Source organism: Pseudomonas sp. Marseille-Q5117 (assembly GCF_946901175.1).
GTDB lineage: Bacteria > Pseudomonadota > Gammaproteobacteria > Pseudomonadales > Pseudomonadaceae > Aquipseudomonas > Aquipseudomonas iranensis.
On sequence record NZ_CAMPPP010000015.1, the window covers coordinates 13,086 to 30,000 of the forward strand.

The 16,915-nt window shown below is 60.6% G+C and carries 15 protein-coding genes (1 of these 15 running past the window's edge); 3 read left to right on the forward strand and 12 right to left on the reverse strand.

The genetic code is table 11. From position 1 onward, the window contains the following. Positions 1 to 63: 63 nt before the first annotated feature. From OC605_RS21145 to OC605_RS21155, 3 genes are all read right to left on the reverse strand, one after another. Complete coding sequence (locus OC605_RS21145; protein ID WP_262139271.1) at positions 64 to 1,017, reverse strand: adenosine deaminase; 954 nt, start codon at positions 1,015 to 1,017, stop codon at positions 64 to 66. 80 nt (positions 1,018 to 1,097) lie between these two features. Then, entirely contained in the window at positions 1,098 to 2,063 is a 966-nt protein-coding gene (locus OC605_RS21150) for a 2-oxoglutarate and iron-dependent oxygenase domain-containing protein (protein WP_262139273.1), read from the reverse strand. 145 nt (positions 2,064 to 2,208) lie between these two features. Further along, the gene (locus tag OC605_RS21155) at positions 2,209 to 3,282 is read right to left on the reverse strand and encodes a BMP family ABC transporter substrate-binding protein (protein ID WP_016771815.1); all 1,074 of its coding nucleotides are present in this window, start codon (positions 3,280 to 3,282) and stop codon (positions 2,209 to 2,211) included. 288 nt (positions 3,283 to 3,570) lie between these two features. Here OC605_RS21155 and OC605_RS21160 point away from each other — a divergent pair, with 288 nt between their 5' ends. After that, complete coding sequence (locus OC605_RS21160; protein WP_130899618.1) at positions 3,571 to 4,662, forward strand: calcium:proton antiporter; 1,092 nt, start codon at positions 3,571 to 3,573, stop codon at positions 4,660 to 4,662. Positions 4,663 to 4,786: 124 nt separating this feature from the next. Here OC605_RS21160 and OC605_RS21165 read toward each other — a convergent pair whose 3' ends face one another. The 9 genes from OC605_RS21165 to OC605_RS21205 form a co-directional block, all read right to left on the reverse strand. Continuing rightward, positions 4,787 to 6,145, reverse strand: a complete 1,359-nt coding sequence (locus OC605_RS21165) for an 8-oxoguanine deaminase (protein ID WP_262139276.1) — start codon at positions 6,143 to 6,145, stop codon at positions 4,787 to 4,789. 255 nt (positions 6,146 to 6,400) lie between these two features. Then, positions 6,401 to 7,087 carry an SDR family oxidoreductase gene (locus OC605_RS21170; RefSeq protein WP_016771812.1) on the reverse strand — a complete coding sequence of 229 codons (687 nt, stop codon included), beginning with the start codon at positions 7,085 to 7,087 and terminating at the stop codon, positions 6,401 to 6,403. 276 nt (positions 7,088 to 7,363) lie between these two features. After that, positions 7,364 to 8,290, reverse strand: coding sequence for an ABC transporter permease (locus tag OC605_RS21175; RefSeq protein WP_186569823.1), 927 nt, complete (start codon positions 8,288 to 8,290; stop codon positions 7,364 to 7,366). After that, positions 8,290 to 9,396, reverse strand: a complete 1,107-nt coding sequence (locus tag OC605_RS21180; protein ID WP_262139278.1) for an ABC transporter permease — start codon at positions 9,394 to 9,396, stop codon at positions 8,290 to 8,292. Before OC605_RS21180 ends, OC605_RS21175 begins: the two co-directional genes overlap by 1 nt. 12 nt (positions 9,397 to 9,408) lie before the next feature. Further along, entirely contained in the window at positions 9,409 to 10,956 is a 1,548-nt protein-coding gene (locus OC605_RS21185) for an ABC transporter ATP-binding protein (RefSeq protein ID WP_262139280.1), read from the reverse strand. A 600-nt stretch (positions 10,957 to 11,556) separates the two neighbouring features. Next, positions 11,557 to 12,138: an IMPACT family protein gene (locus OC605_RS21190; protein ID WP_071174321.1), complete on the reverse strand. Its 582-nt coding sequence runs from the start codon at positions 12,136 to 12,138 to the stop codon at positions 11,557 to 11,559. Positions 12,139 to 12,145: 7 nt separating this feature from the next. Then, entirely contained in the window at positions 12,146 to 12,796 is a 651-nt protein-coding gene (locus OC605_RS21195) for a TetR/AcrR family transcriptional regulator (RefSeq protein WP_262139282.1), read from the reverse strand. Positions 12,797 to 12,884: 88 nt separating this feature from the next. After that, entirely contained in the window at positions 12,885 to 14,273 is a 1,389-nt protein-coding gene (locus OC605_RS21200; RefSeq protein WP_262139284.1) for a uracil-xanthine permease family protein, read from the reverse strand. A 115-nt stretch (positions 14,274 to 14,388) separates the two neighbouring features. After that, positions 14,389 to 15,309 (reverse strand): LysR family transcriptional regulator, encoded by a 921-nt coding sequence (locus tag OC605_RS21205; RefSeq protein WP_016771807.1) that lies wholly within the window; start codon positions 15,307 to 15,309, stop codon positions 14,389 to 14,391. 137 nt (positions 15,310 to 15,446) lie between these two features. Here OC605_RS21205 and OC605_RS21210 point away from each other — a divergent pair, with 137 nt between their 5' ends. Then, on the forward strand, positions 15,447 to 16,796 hold the full coding sequence (locus tag OC605_RS21210) for an aspartate aminotransferase family protein (RefSeq protein ID WP_130911423.1): 1,350 nt from the start codon (positions 15,447 to 15,449) through the stop codon (positions 16,794 to 16,796). Positions 16,797 to 16,872: 76 nt separating this feature from the next. After that, a protein-coding gene (locus OC605_RS21215; protein WP_103306253.1) for a CoA-acylating methylmalonate-semialdehyde dehydrogenase crosses the window boundary here: on the forward strand, positions 16,873 to 16,915 show its start. It continues 1,451 nt past the right edge of the window; 43 of the gene's 1,494 nt are visible here — the first part of the coding sequence; the start codon lies at positions 16,873 to 16,875; its stop codon lies beyond the right edge, outside the window.

Consider the following 16,915-nt stretch of genomic DNA (forward strand, 5'->3'; position numbering starts at 1 on the left):
ACTGACAATCCGCTATCGCGGGCAAGCCCGCTCCCACAGGTATTGATGTGATTTTGCAGTTGCTTACGGTTTCACCAACCGCGCATCCAGGCTGTTCTGCGCCAGGCGCCTGGCCTGATCCTGGGTCATGCCCAGATGTTCGTGCAGCGCATGGAAGTTCTCGGTCACGTACCCGCCGAAATACGCCGGGTCATCGGAGTTCACCGTGACCTTCACGCCGCGCTCGAGCATGTCGAGGATGTTGTGCTGCGACATGTGATCGAACACGCAGAGCTTGGTGTTCGACAGCGGGCACACGGTCAGCGGAATCTGCTCGTCGATGATCCGCTGCATCAGGCGCTCGTCTTCGATGGCGCGCACGCCATGGTCGATGCGCTGGATTTTCAGCAGGTCGATGGCTTCCCAGATGTATTCCGGCGGGCCTTCTTCACCGGCGTGGGCGACGGTGAGGAAGCCTTCGTCGCGGGCGCGATCGAAGACGCGTTGGAACTTGCTCGGCGGATGGCCCATCTCGGAACTGTCGAGCCCGACCGCGACAAACGCATCACGGAACGGCAGCGCCTGATCGAGGGTTTTCTGTGCTTCGTCTTCGCTGAGGTGGCGCAGGAAGCTGAGGATCAAACCGCTGCTGATGCCCAGTTGCGTCTCGCCATCCTTGAGCGCGGCGGCGATGCCGTTGAGCACCACTTCGAACGGGATGCCCCGGTCGGTGTGGGTCTGCGGATCGAAGAACGGTTCGGTATGAATCACGTTCTGTGCTTTGCAGCGCAGCAGGTAGGCCCAGGTCAGGTCGTAGAAATCCTGCGAGGTGCGCAGCACATCGGCGCCCTGGTAATACAGGTCGAGAAATTCCTGCAGATTGTTGAAGGCGTAGGCCTTGCGCAGGGTTTCGACGTCGCTCCACGGCAGGGCGATCTTGTTGCGTTCGGCCAGGGCGAACAGCAGTTCAGGCTCCAGCGAACCTTCCAGATGCAGGTGCAGTTCGGCTTTGGGCAGGGCGTTGAGCCAGTCGTACATAGTCTTTTCTCATCAGGTGCAATGCCGGCATTCTACAGAGGCTGGCCGCAACAATTGGCAAAACCTGACCAGGTGATCGATCAAACCGCCTCTTGCTCGCGACGATAGGCATAGGTATCGGCGAAGCGCGACAGCAGGAATTGCGCACAGGTGGTGGTCGGATATTTCGCCGGGTGCTGTGCATCCTGGCAACCGGGCAGGCATTCGATGCGCGTGTCCGGGTGCGGTTCGGCGAAGAACGGCATCGAATAACGATCCACGCCCGGCGGGCTGATCACCCGGTGCGGCGTCGAGCGATAACGGTCGTTGCTCCAGCGCGCCATCATGTCGCCGAGGTTGACCACGAACGTGCCGTCAATCGGTGGCGCGTCGATCCATTCACCATTGACGTTCTTCACCTGCAAACCGCCGGCGCTGTCCTGATAGAGCAGGGTGATGCAGCCGTAATCGGTATGGGCGCCGGCACCTTGTTGCTCGGCGGAGCTGGCGGTGTGACGCGGCGGATAATGGATCATGCGCAACACGCTGACCGGGTCGACAAAGCGCGAATCGAAGAAGTCGCGCTCGATGCCCAGCGCAATGGTCATCGCCCGCAACAGGGTTTGCGCCAGCGCCTGCATGTCGAGGTAATGCTGCTCCATCAGCGTTTCCCAGCCGGGTTGCGCCGGATGCCGATTGGGGCCGCGCAAGGGTTTTTCCGCGAGCACCTCGGGATGCTCGTTCGGCAGGTGCAGGCCCATGTCGAAGGTTTCTTTCAGATCGCTGGGTTTGTCCGGATCCAGTTGCTCAGTGGCAATCGCACCGTAGCCGCGATGATGGCGGGTCTGGGTAATGTCGATCTTCAGTTTTTCTGCGGCTGGCAGGGCAAAGAAGCGCTGGGCGTGATCGAGCAGATCGTCGATGCGCTGCGTCGAGATCGGATGGCCCTTGATGTAGAAAAAGCCCCACTCGCGACAGGCTTGGTCGATTTGTTCGGCCACCGCAGGCCAGGCGTTTTCGTCGTCGCCATAGAGCGGGCTGATATCAATGATCGGAAGCTGATCCATACACAATCCTTGAATACGCTGTGTTTCCAATGTGGGAGCGAGCCTGCTCGCGAAGAGGTAGTGTCAGACAACATTTTTGTTTAATGACACACCGCTTTCGCGAGCAGGCTCGCTCCCACAGGGTTCTGTGTGGTGAATCGGGGAACTACTTCGGCATCTCGGCCTTCATGCCTTCAACGTAATAATTCATCGAAGCCAGTTCCGCATTGGTCGCGCTCACGCCCGCGGGGATTTTTTCCACACCGGCCTGATCCTTGATCGGCCCGGTAAACGGCTGCAATGCGCCGCTCTTGATGTCGGCGATCAACTGCTCGGCTTCGGCTTTCACCGGCGCCGGCACCAGATCGCTGATCGGCAGTTCCACCGTGCCTTCCTTCAACCCGCCCCAGTAGTCCTGAGATTTCCAGGTGTGATCGATCACGCTCTGCGTCGCCTGAATGTAGTGTGGCGCCCAGTCGTTGACGATCGAGGTCAGCACCGCTTTCGGGCCGAAGTGGGCCATGTCCGAGGCGTAGCCCACGGCATACACGCCACGCCGTTCGGCAGCCTGGATCGGCGCCGGGCTGTCGGTGTGCTGGAACACTACGTCGACGCCCTGATCGATCAGCGCGTTGGCGGCGTCGGCTTCCTTGCCCGGATCGAACCAGGAGTTGACCCACACCACTTTGATTTCGGTGCCAGGGTTGTACTTGTTCAGGGCCAGCTGGATGGCGTTGATGTCGCGGATCACTTCGGGAATCGGGAACGAGGCGACGTAGCCGATCTTCTTGGTCTTGGTCATCTTCGCCGCGAGGAAACCGCCGACGTAACGGCCCTCGTAAGTGCGCGCCAGGTAAGTGCCGAGGTTCTTGTCCTGCTTGTAGCCTGTGGCGTGTTCGAAAGTGACCTTGGGGAATTGCTTGGCGACTTTCACTGTCGGGTTCATGTAGCCGAAAGACGTGGTGAAGATCAGGTCATATTTGTCCTTGGCCATGTTGCGGATCACCCGCTCGGCGTCGGCGCCCTCGGCGACGTTTTCCACGTAGTTGGTGGTGATCTGCGTGCCGAGTTTTTCCGCCAGGGCCTTGCGCCCCTGTTCGTGCTGATACGTCCAGCCGTGGTCACCGATCGGGCCTATGTAGACGAAACCGACCTTCAGCGGATCGGCAGCGCTGGCGCTCAGGCTGATTCCCAGACCGATGGCGGCGTACAGCAGTTTGTGCAGCGGACGTATTGGCATGAACCCGAACTCCATTTTGTTGTGTGTGCTCAGGGCCAATGCAAATTGCTGACCAACAGGACAATAAATAATCCACAACCGCAGTGCGGCCTTCGCGAGCAGGCTCGCTCCCACAGGGGGATCGCAGTTCAATGTGGGAGCGAGCCTGCTCGCGAAGAGGCCGGCAAGGCCAATAAAAGTGCATGCCTGAATCCAGCTGCCATCGCGTGGTGCGCAAAGATGTAACGAAACGTTAGCGGCGCGCAGCAGTCAGTAGCTTCATCAGCTCTTTTCGGCAAAAGGCCCGTCATGCTCTCGATTCTCAAACAAGAAAGCTTCCTGCTGCTGGCAGTCCTTGCCGCGTGCGTCGCTTATCCACTGGAACACTGGCTGCTGCACAGCGGCCAGATCGTCGCGCTGGGCGGCGGTCTGCTGCTGATCGCCTTTATCGTCGCCGCTTCGATGCGCGTCGCTCATCACGCCGAACTGCTGGCGGAAAAGGTCGGCGACCCCTACGGCACGATGATCCTCACGCTCTCGGCGGTGCTGGTCGAAGTGGTGATCCTGGCGATCATGATGAGCAACGAAGCCTCGGCAACGCTGGTGCGCGACACGATTTATTCAGCGGTCATGCTCGACATCAACGGCATCCTCGGCCTCGCCGCTTTGATGGGCGGGATCAAACACGGCGAGCAGTCCTACAACGATGATTCAGCGCGCAGTTACAGCGTGATGATCCTCACCGCGATGGGCGTGTCGATGGTGGTGCCGGAGTTCATTCCCGAGGCCAACTGGAAGATATATTCGGCTTTTACCATTGGCGCGATGATGGTGCTTTACGCGCTGTTCCTGCGCATGCAGGTCGGCCCGCACAGCTACTTTTTCAGCTACAGCTACCCGGACAAACGTCGCAAGAAGGAGCCGGTCGAGCAGGAGCCGAAACCGGTCAGCCTGGCGCTGTCGATCGGCATTCTGGTGTCGGGGGTGGTGATCATCGGCGCACTGGCCGAGGTGATGTCCAAGACCCTCGATCTGGGCCTGGAAGGCACGGGCGCGCCGCCGGTGATCACGGCGATTCTGGTGGCAGCGATTTCCGCCGCGCCGGAGATTCTGACTGCACTGCGTGCGGCACTGGCCAATCGCATGCAGTCGGTGGTCAACATTGCGATGGGCGCGTCACTGTCGACGGTGATTCTGACCGTGCCGGTGATGGAAGCGATGGCGCTGTACACCGGCCAGCCGTTTCAAATGGCGATGACCCCGGTGCAAACGGTGATGATCTTCATCACCCTGATCGTCAGCGCGATCAACCTCAATGACGGCGAGACCAACGCCATTGAGGGCATGACGCACTTTGTGCTGTTTGCCACATTCATCATGCTGTCGCTACTGGGCCTTTAGGGCTGGCAGATACTCATGTGGGAGCGAGCCTGCTCGCGAAAGCGGTCTGTCATCCGACAAACATGTTGTCTGACACTCCCTCTTCGCGAGCAGGCTCGCTCCCACAGTTTTGAACGGCGGTGAGTCAGGTGCCGGCGATCAGCTGCCGGGCCGCCTGGCTGTGATCGGCGATCAAACCTTTCAGATCCAGCCCTTCAACCTGACCACCAACCACACGCCACTTGCCGCCAATCATCACCCGATCCGCCCGATCGGCGCCGCACAGCAGCAACGCCGAAATCGGATCATGGCTACCGGAGAAGCGCAGTTCATCGAGCTTGAACAACGCCAGATCCGCCTGTTTGCCCACGGCGATTTCGCCGATGTCGCTGCGACCGAGCAGGCTCGCCGAACCCTTGGTCGCCCAGCCCAGCACGCGCTCCGGGGTGATCTTTTCGGCGCCGTAGCGCAGGCGCTGGATGTACAGGGCCTGACGCGCTTCAAGGATCATGTTCGAGGCATCGTTGGACGCCGAACCGTCCACGCCAAGACCGAACAGCGCGCCGGCGTCGGTCAGCTCGATGCTCGGGCAGATGCCGGACGCCAGGCGCATGTTCGAGCTTGGGCAGTGGCAGATGCCTGTGCCGGCCAGGCCGAGGCGGGCGATTTCGTCGGGGTTGAAATGGATGCCGTGGGCCAGCCAGGTACGCGGGCCGAGCCAGCCGACGCTGTCCAGATAATCGACGGTGCGCAGACCGAAACGCTGCAGGCAGAAGTCTTCTTCATCGAGGGTTTCAGCGAGGTGGGTGTGCAGACGCACATCGAGTTTGTTCGCCAGATCAGCGCTGGCCGACATGATTTCCGGGGTCACCGAAAATGGCGAACATGGCGCCAGGGCGATCTGGATCTGCGCGCCATCGCCACGCTCGTGGTACTCGTGAATCAGCCGCTGGCTGTCGTCGAGAATCACCTGACCTTCCTGCACCGTTTGTTGCGGAGGCAGGCCACCGTCCTTCTCGCCAAGGCTCATCGAGCCGCGCGTGAGCATGGCGCGCATGCCCAGTTCACGCACCGTTTCGACCTGTACGTCGATGGCGTTTTCCAGACCATCCGGGAACAGATAGTGATGGTCGGCAGCGGTGGTGCAACCTGAGAGCAGCAATTCGGCCAGCGCCACTTTGGTGGCGAGGGCGAGTTTTTCCGGGGTCAGCCGCGCCCATACCGGGTACAGGGTTTTCAGCCACGGGAACAGCGGCTGATTGACCACCGGCGCCCAGGCGCGGGTCAGGGTTTGATAGAAGTGATGGTGAGTGTTGATCAGGCCCGGCAGGATCACATGCTCGCGGGCATCGAACACTTCATTGCACGGCGCCGACGGCTGCTGACCGGCAACGAGGATTTCGACGATGACACCGTCTTGCACGACTAGACCGCCACGGGCATCAAGCTCGTTGGAGGTGAAAATGGCGAGGGGATTTTTTAACCAGGTACGGGTCGCAGGCATTGTGGCCGGCTCCTCTGAAAGTTGGGTTCAGGGTTGCCAGCTCAGTGTTGCCCTGTCTGCTGATCCAGGGTCGCCGCGAACGACGAGGCGCGCAGTTTCAAACAAATCGCCGCGCCGGGCAAGCGCCACCCGACCATTCACATCACTCCCTGTGGGAGCGAGCCTGCTCGCGAAGGCGTCCTGTCAGTCGATACAGATTTACCTGACAGATCGTATTCGCGAGCAGGCTCGCTCCCACATCGGGATTTTCAGTGCTTACCAGGGAATGGTTTCACCCTTGTAATTGACGAAGTGATGCCCGCCCTTGCCGGTGAATGCATTGACCTGGTCAATCAGCCCGCGAGTGCTGGTCTCTACATCCAAGTCAGCACCTTCGCCGCCCATGTCGGTCTTCACCCAGCCCGGGTGCAACGACAGTACGGTGAGTTTCTGTTCACCCAGTTGCGTGACAAAACTGTTGGTCATCGAATTCAGCGCCGCTTTGCTCGCCTTGTACAACGCCAGCTCCGGCGCATCGGGCATGGTCACGCTGCCGAGTACCGAACTCATGAACGCCAGCACGCCGCTGCCGTCGCGAATCTGCCCGACGAAACGCTGGGCCAGATTGATCGGTGCCACCGCGTTGGTGAAAAACAGTTGCCCGACCTCGGCCAGGGTCGCGCCGCCCGGCGTCTGCACGTCCGGGCCTTTGACCCCGGCGTTGACGAACAACAGATCGAAGGTTTCGCCCTTGAGTTTCTGGCTCAGAGCGATCACCGCTTGCTGATCGTCCATGTCGAGCTTCTCGATGCGCACGTCACCCAGCGCTTGCAGCGCCTCGGCCTTCTGCGGATTGCGCACCGTCGCGGTGACCTGCCAGCCATCGCCCAGCAGGGTCTTCACCAGACCGAGGCCCAAGCCGCGGGAGGCGCCGATGATCAGTGCGTTTTTTGCCTGAGACATGATGGGTTTCCTTGAAAGTCAGCATTCAGGATTCAATGGACACGCCTGACCGCGCCACAGTTGCAGCGCTTGGCGAAAACAGGCTTTGACCCCGGAGCATACTCCAGGCCTCTTGAGTTTCTCGAGGGTGTTTGATCAGAAACAATCATGAGGCGTGGTTCAAGTGTTGCCTGTGCGGACGCTTTCGCGAGCAGGCTCGCTCCCACATTTGCCCGCGTCCACTCAGGTCCCCTGTGGGAGCGAGCCTGCTCGCGAAGAGGCCCGCTCTGACATCAACTAATGTCCCGATTGCCACGGCTGCCCCAACGAAACCGGCGCATACAGACGAGTGCGCACGGCATCGCGGGACAGCAGCACCAGCACCAAAATCGTCGCCACATACGGCAGCATCGCCAGCAGGCTCGAAGGAATCGCCAGTCCCAATCCCTGTGCCACCAAGTGCAGGATGCTGGCGAGGCCGAACAGATACGCCCCAAGCAACAACCGCCACACCCGCCAACTGGCAAACACCACCAGCGCCAGGGCAATCCAGCCGCGCCCGGCGGTCATGTTTTCCGCCCACATCGGCGTGTAGGCCAGCGACAGATACGCCCCGGCCAGTCCGGCCATTGCTCCGCCGAACAACACCGCCAAGGTGCGTACGGTCAGCACCGGCAAGCCCATGGCGCTGGCCGCATCCGGGTTTTCACCGACCGCTTGAATGATCAGGCCGACACGACTTTTGATGATCACCCACGCCACCAGCGCAAACAGGGCGAACGACAGATACACCAGCAGATCCTGGGCAAACAGCATCCGCCCGATCAGCGGGATCTCACTCAGATACGGAGTCGCCAGAGGCTCGAAACCTGCCAGCGGCTTACCCACCCAGGCCGCGCCGACAAATGTCGACAGGCCCACGCCGAAGATCGTCAGGGCCAAACCGGTGGCCACCTGATTGGCGTTGAACACCAGCGCGACCAGGGCGAACAGTGACGACAACAACATCCCGGCCAGCATCGCCAGCAGCACACCCAGCCACAGGTTGCCGCTGTTCAGCGCGACGATAAAACCGATCACCGCACCGAACAGCATCATGCCTTCCTGGCCGAGGTTGAGGACGCCGCTTTTCTCGCAGATCAACTCACCCAATGCCACCAGCAGCAGCGGCGTGCCGCAGCGGACCATCGCGTAGAAAATATTGCTCAACAGATCGATATCCATCACAGCGCTCCGGCGGTTACGGCAGGGGTCGAGGCGCGCCGGGTCCAGCGCAGTTTCAGGCGTGGCCGATAGAGAATCAGCACGTCACAGGCGAGCAGGAAAAACAGCATCATGCCCTGGAACAATTGGGTGATCGCTTGCGGCAGATTGAGCGACATCTGCGCGCTCTCGCCGCCGATGTACAGCAGTGCCATGAGCAGACTGGAGAACAGAATGCCAAGCGGATTCAACCGTCCGAGGAACGCCACGGTGATCGCTGCGTAGCCATAGCCCGGCGACACTTGGGGCACCAGTTGGCCGATCGGCCCGGTCACTTCGCAGACCCCGGCGAGCCCGGCCAGACCACCGCTGATCAACAGCGCCAGCCAGATCAGGCGCTTCTCGCGGAAGCCGACAAAACCTGCCGCACGCTTGTCCAGCCCGAGCACTTTGATCTGGAAGCCGATGAAGCTTTTCTGCAACAACACCCACACTGCAACCAGCGCGAGCAAGGCGAAATACACACCGGCATGCACGCGGCCGTCCTCCAGCAGCAGCGGCAAACGACTGGCGTCGCCGAACATGGCCGACTCGGGGAAATTGAAGCCCGCCGGATCCTTCAACGGCCCGTGCACGCAGAACAGCAGCAGGTTCAACGCGATGTAGTTGAGCATGATGCTGGTGAGGATTTCGTTGGCGTTGAAGCGCGTGCGCAGCCATGCGGTGAGCCCGGCCCATGCGGCCCCCGCCAGCGTTCCCGTCAGCAAAATCAGCACCAGCGCCCAGCGACTTTGCATACCAATAATGTTCACCGCCAGAGCACTGCCGGCCAGTGCGCCGAGAAGCAGCTGGCCTTCGGCGCCGATGTTCCAGATCCGCGCCTGATAGGCCACGGCCAGGCCGAGTGCGCAGAGCAGAATCGGCAGCGCCTTGACCAGCAATTCAGACACGCCATACAAATCGCTCACCGGTGCGATCAGCAGTGTGTGCAAGGTTTGCAGTGGGTCGTGGCCCAGCGCGATGAACAACAGCGAGCCGCAGACGAGGGTCAGGGCCGCCGCCAATAACGGCGAGCACCACAGCATCAGGCGCGATTGCTGGCCACGGGGTTCGAGAGAAAGCAGCATGTTGAAACTCCGTTAAACCGAAGCGGCGCGAGGTGAGTGATCGAACTGGCCGGCCATCCACGCGCCGACATCGCTCAGTTGTGTAAGGCCGGTGTCTTGAAGAGCCGACAGACGCCCGCCGCACAGCGCGCCGAGGCGATCGCTGATCTGGAACAGCTCATCGAGGTCTTCGGAAATCACCAGAATCGCCGCGCCGGCATCGCGCAGGGCGATCAAGGCGCGATGAATGGTGGCGGCGGCACCGACGTCGACGCCCCAGGTCGGGTGCGCGGCGATCAGCAGTTTCGGTTGCTGAAGAATTTCCCGGCCGAGGATGAATTTCTGCAAGTTGCCGCCGGACAGGCTGCGCGCGGCGGTTTGCGTGTCCGGGGTCTTCACGCCGAAACGCTGGATGATCTGCTGCGCAAGGGCTTCGACTTTGCCGCGTTGGATCAACCCGTGGCTGACCAGTCCGTGCTGAAAAGCACTGAGCAGGGCGTTATCGGCCAGACTCAATTCAGGAACCGCGCCGTGGCCAAGGCGTTCGGCCGGCACGAAGGCCAGACCGAGTTTGCGCCGCGCATCCGGGCGCAGGTCAGCGACGTTTTTCTCTGCGAAGCGCAGGGTCGCCGCTTGCGCACGAGGCAAGGGCTGCTCGCCGCTGAGCAGCGCGAGCAATTCATCCTGACCATTGCCCGCGACCCCGGCGACGCCGACGATTTCACCACTGCGCACTTGCAGGTCGATGTCGGTCAGCGAGCAGCCGAACGGATCCGGGTTGTGCCAACTCAAACCCTGCACCTGCAGAAATGCCGCGCCACCGCTGACCTTCGGATACTCGCCAATCAAAGCCGCCGCTTCACCGACCATCATTTGCGCCAGTTGCTGGTCCGAACATTCGGCGGGCTCGCAATGCCCGGCAACCCGGCCGCCGCGCAGCACCGTGGCGCTATGGCACAAGGCGCGCACTTCACCGAGCTTGTGGCTGATAAACAGAATGCTGCAGCCCTCGGCGGCAAGGCGACGCAGGGTGATGAACAATTCGTCCGCCTCTTGCGGCGTCAGTACTGAGGTCGGCTCATCGAGAATCAGCAGGCGGATGTCCTGCATCAGGCAACGGATGATTTCCACCCGCTGGCGCTCGCCGATCGACAGGCTGTAGACAAGTCGCTCCGGCTCCAGCGCCATGCCGTAACGCCGCGATACTTCGCGAATCTTCGGCTCCAGTTGCTTCGGCGTGCCGGCCGCCGCGCCCATCGCCAGGGCAATGTTCTGCGCGACGCTGAGGGTTTCGAATAGCGAGAAATGCTGGAACACCATGCCAATGCCCAACTGCCGCGCCTGCGCCGGATTGCGCATCTGCACGCGCTGCCCCTCCCAGAGCATTTCACCGCTGTCGCACTGGGTGACCCCGTAAATGATCTTCATCAACGTACTTTTGCCCGCGCCGTTTTCACCGAGCAGGGCATGGATTTCACCCGGCGCGATGCTCAGGTCGATGGCGTCGTTGGCCAGACAACCGGGGTAGCGTTTGCTGATCTGGCGCAGTTGCAGGCGCGGTGGGGAAGGGGCGAGGGACATGGCAGGCTCGACTGACTTTGAGTTGTGCCTGTGGATAAAGCAATTTCCTGGCCATTGAGTCAGGAACGCTTGCGGAGCCAGTCCGCAAGTGCCGACAGCAGCGCGTCGGCGGTCGTTTTGTCTTTCAATCGAGCACCAATTCAGCGCAAAGCCATTGAACAGGCTCCAGTTTTGCCCGCTTGCAGTTGGTTAAAAAACGAGCAACTGCCTGGGAGCCAGACAGATCCAGCGGCTGCGGCGGTCATGAACGGCTTATCCACAGGTTGCTCCACAGTAATTGTGCGCAAGCGCCGAGGGTGGGCATAAGCACTGCGATGCTTTGTTCTAATGGTCATAAACGAGGGTAACTGTTTGTTTTTACGCTGGATTTCCCTTTCGTCGGGTTAATTGAACGAAAATTGAACAAATCGCGCAAAGCCGCATGACAGAAGGGTTACAGCGGTGTGTGCTCAGGTTATCCACAGTCGGGTGCACAGCAGGTGTGGGCAAGTCGCCAATTGGGGAATGCCCTAAAAGATCGCAGCGTTCCGCAGCTCCTACAATTGGAATGCGATCCCCTGTAGGAGCTGCCGAAGGCTGCGATCTTTTGATCTTCCACTCTCAACGCTGCAACAAAATCCGCCCACGGCTCAGATCCGCCAACTGACTCTGTAACACGTCGATCTGCGCTTCCCCCACCGCCAGCTTCAACTCAACGCCATTGGCCGTGAAGTTCTCCTCCACCACCAATCCACCGAGATCGGCCACGCGCAACTTCACCAGCGCCAACTCGGCAAATCCGCAGGCGCAACTCAGCGGTACGCGGCTGATCAGCTCGATTTTGTCCGCCGCTTGCAGGCACTTGTTGGCGCCACCGCCATAGGCTCGGGCCAAACCGCCGGTGCCCAGTTGAATGCCGCCGTACCAGCGAATCACCAGCACCGCGACCTGATCGCAGTCCTGCGCCTCGATCGCCGCCAGGATAGGGCGCCCGGCCGTGCCGCCCGGCTCGCCGTCGTCAGTGCTGCGGTATTGCGCGCCGAGTTTCCACGCCCAGCAATTGTGCGTGGCATTCAAATCGCTGTGCTGCTCGAAAAACGCCTGCGCATCGGCGGGGCTGCTGATCGGCGTCGCCAGAGTGATGAAACGGCTTTTGCGAATCTCTTCGCGGTACTCGCAAAAACCGCTGAGGGTGAAAGGCATAAACGTCTTATAGAGAAGGAGTGAGGCCGCAGCCTTTGAGAATGATGCGGATCAGGTTGTTGCCGGCGTCTTCCATGTCTTGCTTGGTCAACTTGCTGCGCCCGGTGACGCGGCAGATCTGCGTAGCGAAGTCGGCGTAATGCTGGGTGCTGCCCCACAGCAGGAAAATCAGGTGCACCGGATCGACCGGGTCCATCTTGCCGGCATCGATCCACGCCTGAAACACCGCCGCACGCCCGGTGAACCAGGTGCGGTAATCCTGATTGAAATATTCCCTCAGGCATTCGCCGCCGCTGATCACTTCCATGGCAAAGATTCGCGAGGCCTGTGGCTGGCGCCGGGAGAATTCCATCTTCGCGCGGATGTAGCGGGTCAGCGCTTCGGCCGGGTCATCCTCGGCAGTGAGGGTGTTGAAGGTGCTGTCCCACAACTCGATGATGTTGCTCAGCACCGCCACATACAAACCGAGCTTGTTGGTGAAGTAGTAATGCAGGTTGGCCTTGGGCAGCCCGGCATTCTGCGCGATGGTGTTCATGCTGGTGCCTTTGAACCCGTGACGGGCGAACTCGTCTTCGGCGGCTTTGAGAATGGTCTCTTCGTTCTTCTGACGAATGCGGCTGGCGGGTTTGCCGCCGTGGGCTGGGACTTCAAAGGTCATAGGCACTTCCGGGATTGTCTGTGGGTGCAACCAGTTGCGTTGATAGCGCACCCACAGGCATCCGACAAGTCCTGGCGCGGAAAAACAGTTACGCCTGTTCGATCTTGTTCAATGACGCGGGGCTTTTTGTCTCGGTGGTTTTGCCTTCCGGCAACAACAGACAGAGGACGATTGCCGTCAGCCCGCCGCTGGTGATCGCCGAGTCGAACAGGTTCTGCACCAGTTTCGGCAGCAGGTGCAGCAGGTTCGGTTGCGCGGCGATGCCGAGGCCGACGCCGAACGAAGTGGCGATGATCAACATGCTGCGCCGGTCCAGCGGCGACTGCGCGAGAATGCGCACGCCAGCCGCCGCCACAGCGCCGAACATCACCAGCGTTGCGCCGCCCAGCACCGGTTTCGGAATCTGTTGCAGCACCGCACCGATCATCGGGAACAGGCCGAGGCAGAACAGGATCGCGCCGATGTACAGGCCGACGTAGCGGCTGGCAACGCCGGTCAATTGGATCACGCCGTTGTTCTGCGCGAACGTTGTGTTGGGGAAGGCGCTGAAGGTCGCCGCGATCATGCAGCTCACGCCATCACCGAGCACGCCACCGCGCAAGCGGCTTATATAAGAAGGGCCGCTGATCGGTTGGCGGGCAAGCATGCAATTGGCGGTGAGGTCGCCGACGGTTTCGATGGTGCTGATCAGGTAAATCAGCGCGACCGGCAGGAAAGCGGTCCAGTCGAAGTTGAATCCGAACTTGAACGGCGTAGGAAAACTCACCAGCGGCAAGTCAGGCAACGGCTGCGGGACCAGTTTCCCGCTGAACCACGCCGCGAGGCTGCCGAGCACCAGTCCGATGATGATCGCCGACAGTCGCACCCACGGCGTATTCGAGCGGTTGAGCAGAATGATCGTCAGCAGCACGAACACGCCCAAGGCCAGATTGCCCGGCGCGCCGAAGTCCGGCGCGTTGAAGCCACCACCCAGATCGGTGATGCCGACCTTGATCAGGCTGATGCCGATCAGCGTGATGACGATGCCGGTCACCAGCGGTGTGACCACGCGGCGCAACTGACCGATGAAACGGCTGAGCACGATCTGCACGATTGCGCCGAAAAAGCACACGCCGAAAATCATCGCCAGAATATCTTCCGGGCTGCCGCCGCGCTGCTTGACCAGAAACCCGGCCGACAGCACCGCACCGAGAAACGCGAAACTGGTGCCTTGCAGACAGATCATCCCCGCGCCAATGCCGAACGGTCGCCGCGCCTGGATAAAGGTGCCGACGCCCGAGACCATCAGCGCCATGCTGATCAGGTACGGTAGATGCGCGGTCAGCCCGAGCGCGGAACCGATCACCAGTGGCGGGGGGATGATGCCGACGAAACTGGCGAGCACGTGTTGCAGTGCGGCGAGAATGGCGGCGAGTGGTTTGGGGCGGTCGTTGAGGCCGTAGATCAGTTCACTGGACGAGTCGGAATCTGGCTGCATGGCTTTGGCTTCTTGAAGGAGAGTTATCCCTTCTCTGCAAAAACCTGTCCACTTGCTCAGGTTATTCCTGGGTTCTTTCGATGAGGCCCAGCCGGGCTGGGCTCTGCGCGCTTATCTATCGCGTCGCGGCCAGACTCTCGAGGAAACTTTCCAGCACCAAATGAGGGCGCCGCCCCTTGCGCGTGACCGATGCCAGACTCAAATCGTAAAAACGCGTGCCGGCCTTGAGCGCACGCAAGCGCCCCTGCTGTACCCAAAGGTTGGCGTAGTGATCCGGCAGATAACCGATGTAGCGCCCGGTCAGAATCAGAAATGCCATGCCTTCACGGTCAGAGGCACTGGCGGTGCAGTTGAGCGCCTGATAATGCGCCTGAATCTCCGCCGGCAAACGAAAGGTTGGCGCAATCGCGTCCTGACTGTCGAGGCGTTGATCATCGAGTTGCTTGTCGTCGACATAAAACAGCGGATGACCCACCGCGCAATACAGCAGCGAACGCTCGCTGTACAACGGCTGATATTCCAGTCCCGACAATGCGCTGGCCTGCGGCACCACGCCGACATGCAGGCGCCCGTCGAGCACGCCTTGCTCGACTTCATTCGGCGCAATCATGCGGATCTGAATCTGCACATCCGGCCCGCGCTCCTTCAATTGCGCGAGGGCGTGGGTGATGCGCATGTGCGGCAGGGTGACGAGGTTATCGGTCAGGCCGATGATCAGCTCGCCGCGCAGGTGTTGGTGCAGACCGTTGACCTCGGTGCGAAAACTCTCCAATGCACTCAACAGCTGTAGTGCCGACTGATACACCTCACGACCTTCCTCGGTCAGGGAAAAACCGGCCCGGCCACGCTGACACAAGCGCAAGCCGAGGCGCTGCTCCAGATCGCTCATCTGCTGGCTGATCGCCGAGCGCCCGATGCCAAGCACGGTTTCCGCTGCGGAGAAGCCGCCACACTCCACGACACTGCGAAAAATCCGCAGCAGGCGAATATCAAAATCACTGACCTGGGCTAATGGATCGGCGCGGCGGCTGCTCATTTTTTGTTCTCTTTGTTTAGCTATGATCTAACTGAAGGTTAGAAGAGTTGAATTTCACCGACTTTATCGCCGTGGCAATTTAGCTGCAACAACGCTTTCCATCTCCCTGACGCTTATGCCCTGCGAGGTTTTGCCCGATGAACATGCCTGAAAACGCGCCGTCGCCACTGGCCAGCCAACTGAAGCTGGACGCGCACTGGATGCCGTACACCGCCAACCGCAACTTTCAGCGCGACCCGCGTCTGATCGTCGGTGCCGAAGGCAGTTGGCTGTTCGATGACAAGGGCCGCAAGATCTACGACTCGCTGTCCGGTCTGTGGACCTGCGGCGCCGGGCACACCCGCAAGGAAATTCAGGAAGCCGTTTCCAAACAACTGGGCACCCTCGATTACTCGCCGGGCTTCCAGTACGGCCATCCTCTGTCTTTCCAGCTGGCTGAGAAAATCACCGAGCTGACGCCGGGCAATCTGAACCACGTGTTCTTCACCGACTCCGGCTCCGAATGCGCCGATACCGCAGTGAAAATGGTCCGTGCCTATTGGCGCCTGAAAGGTCAGGCGACCAAGACCAAAATGATCGGCCGTGCCCGTGGCTACCACGGTGTGAACATCGCCGGCACCAGCCTCGGCGGCGTCAACGGCAACCGCAAGCTGTTCGGTCAGGCAATGATGGATGTCGATCACCTGCCGCACACGTTGCTGGCGAGCAATGCCTTTTCCCGTGGCATGCCGGAGCAGGGCGGTATTGCTTTGGCCGATGAGCTGCTCAAGTTGATCGAACTGCACGACGCTTCCAACATCGCTGCGGTGTTCGTTGAGCCGATGGCCGGCTCTGCCGGAGTACTGGTTCCGCCGCAGGGTTACCTCAAGCGTCTGCGCGAGATCTGCGATCAGCACAACATCCTGCTGGTGTTTGACGAAGTGATCACCGGATTCGGTCGCACCGGTTCGATGTTTGGCGCCGACAGCTTTGGCGTGACTCCAGACCTGATGTGTATCGCCAAGCAAGTCACCAACGGCGCGATCCCGATGGGCGCGGTGATTGCCAGCTCCGAGATCTACCAGACCTTCATGAACCAGCCGACGCCGGAATACGCCGTGGAATTCCCTCACGGCTACACCTATTCGGCGCACCCGGTGGCTTGTGCCGCCGGCCTCGCAGCACTCGATCTGCTGCAAAAGGAACACCTGGTGCAGAGCGTCGCCGAAGTCGCGCCGCATTTTGAAAACGCGTTGCACGGTCTGAAAGGCTCGAAGAACGTCATCGACATCCGCAACTACGGCCTGGCCGGCGCGATCCAGATTGCCGGGCGTGACGGTGATGCCATCGTGCGTCCTTTCGAAGCGGGCATGGCCTTGTGGAAAGCCGGGTTCTACGTGCGCTTCGGCGGCGACACCCTGCAGTTTGGCCCAACCTTCAACAGCAAGCCGCAAGACCTCGATCGTCTGTTCGACGCGGTCGGCGAAGTGCTGAACAAGCTCGACTGATTTTTCCCTCTATATATATGTAAGAAACAGCAGGCGCCTCTTGCGGCGCCTGCGGACCAGAATTCAGGAGTGTTCGATGAGCGTTATCCCGCATTTGATCAATGGCGAACTGGTGACCG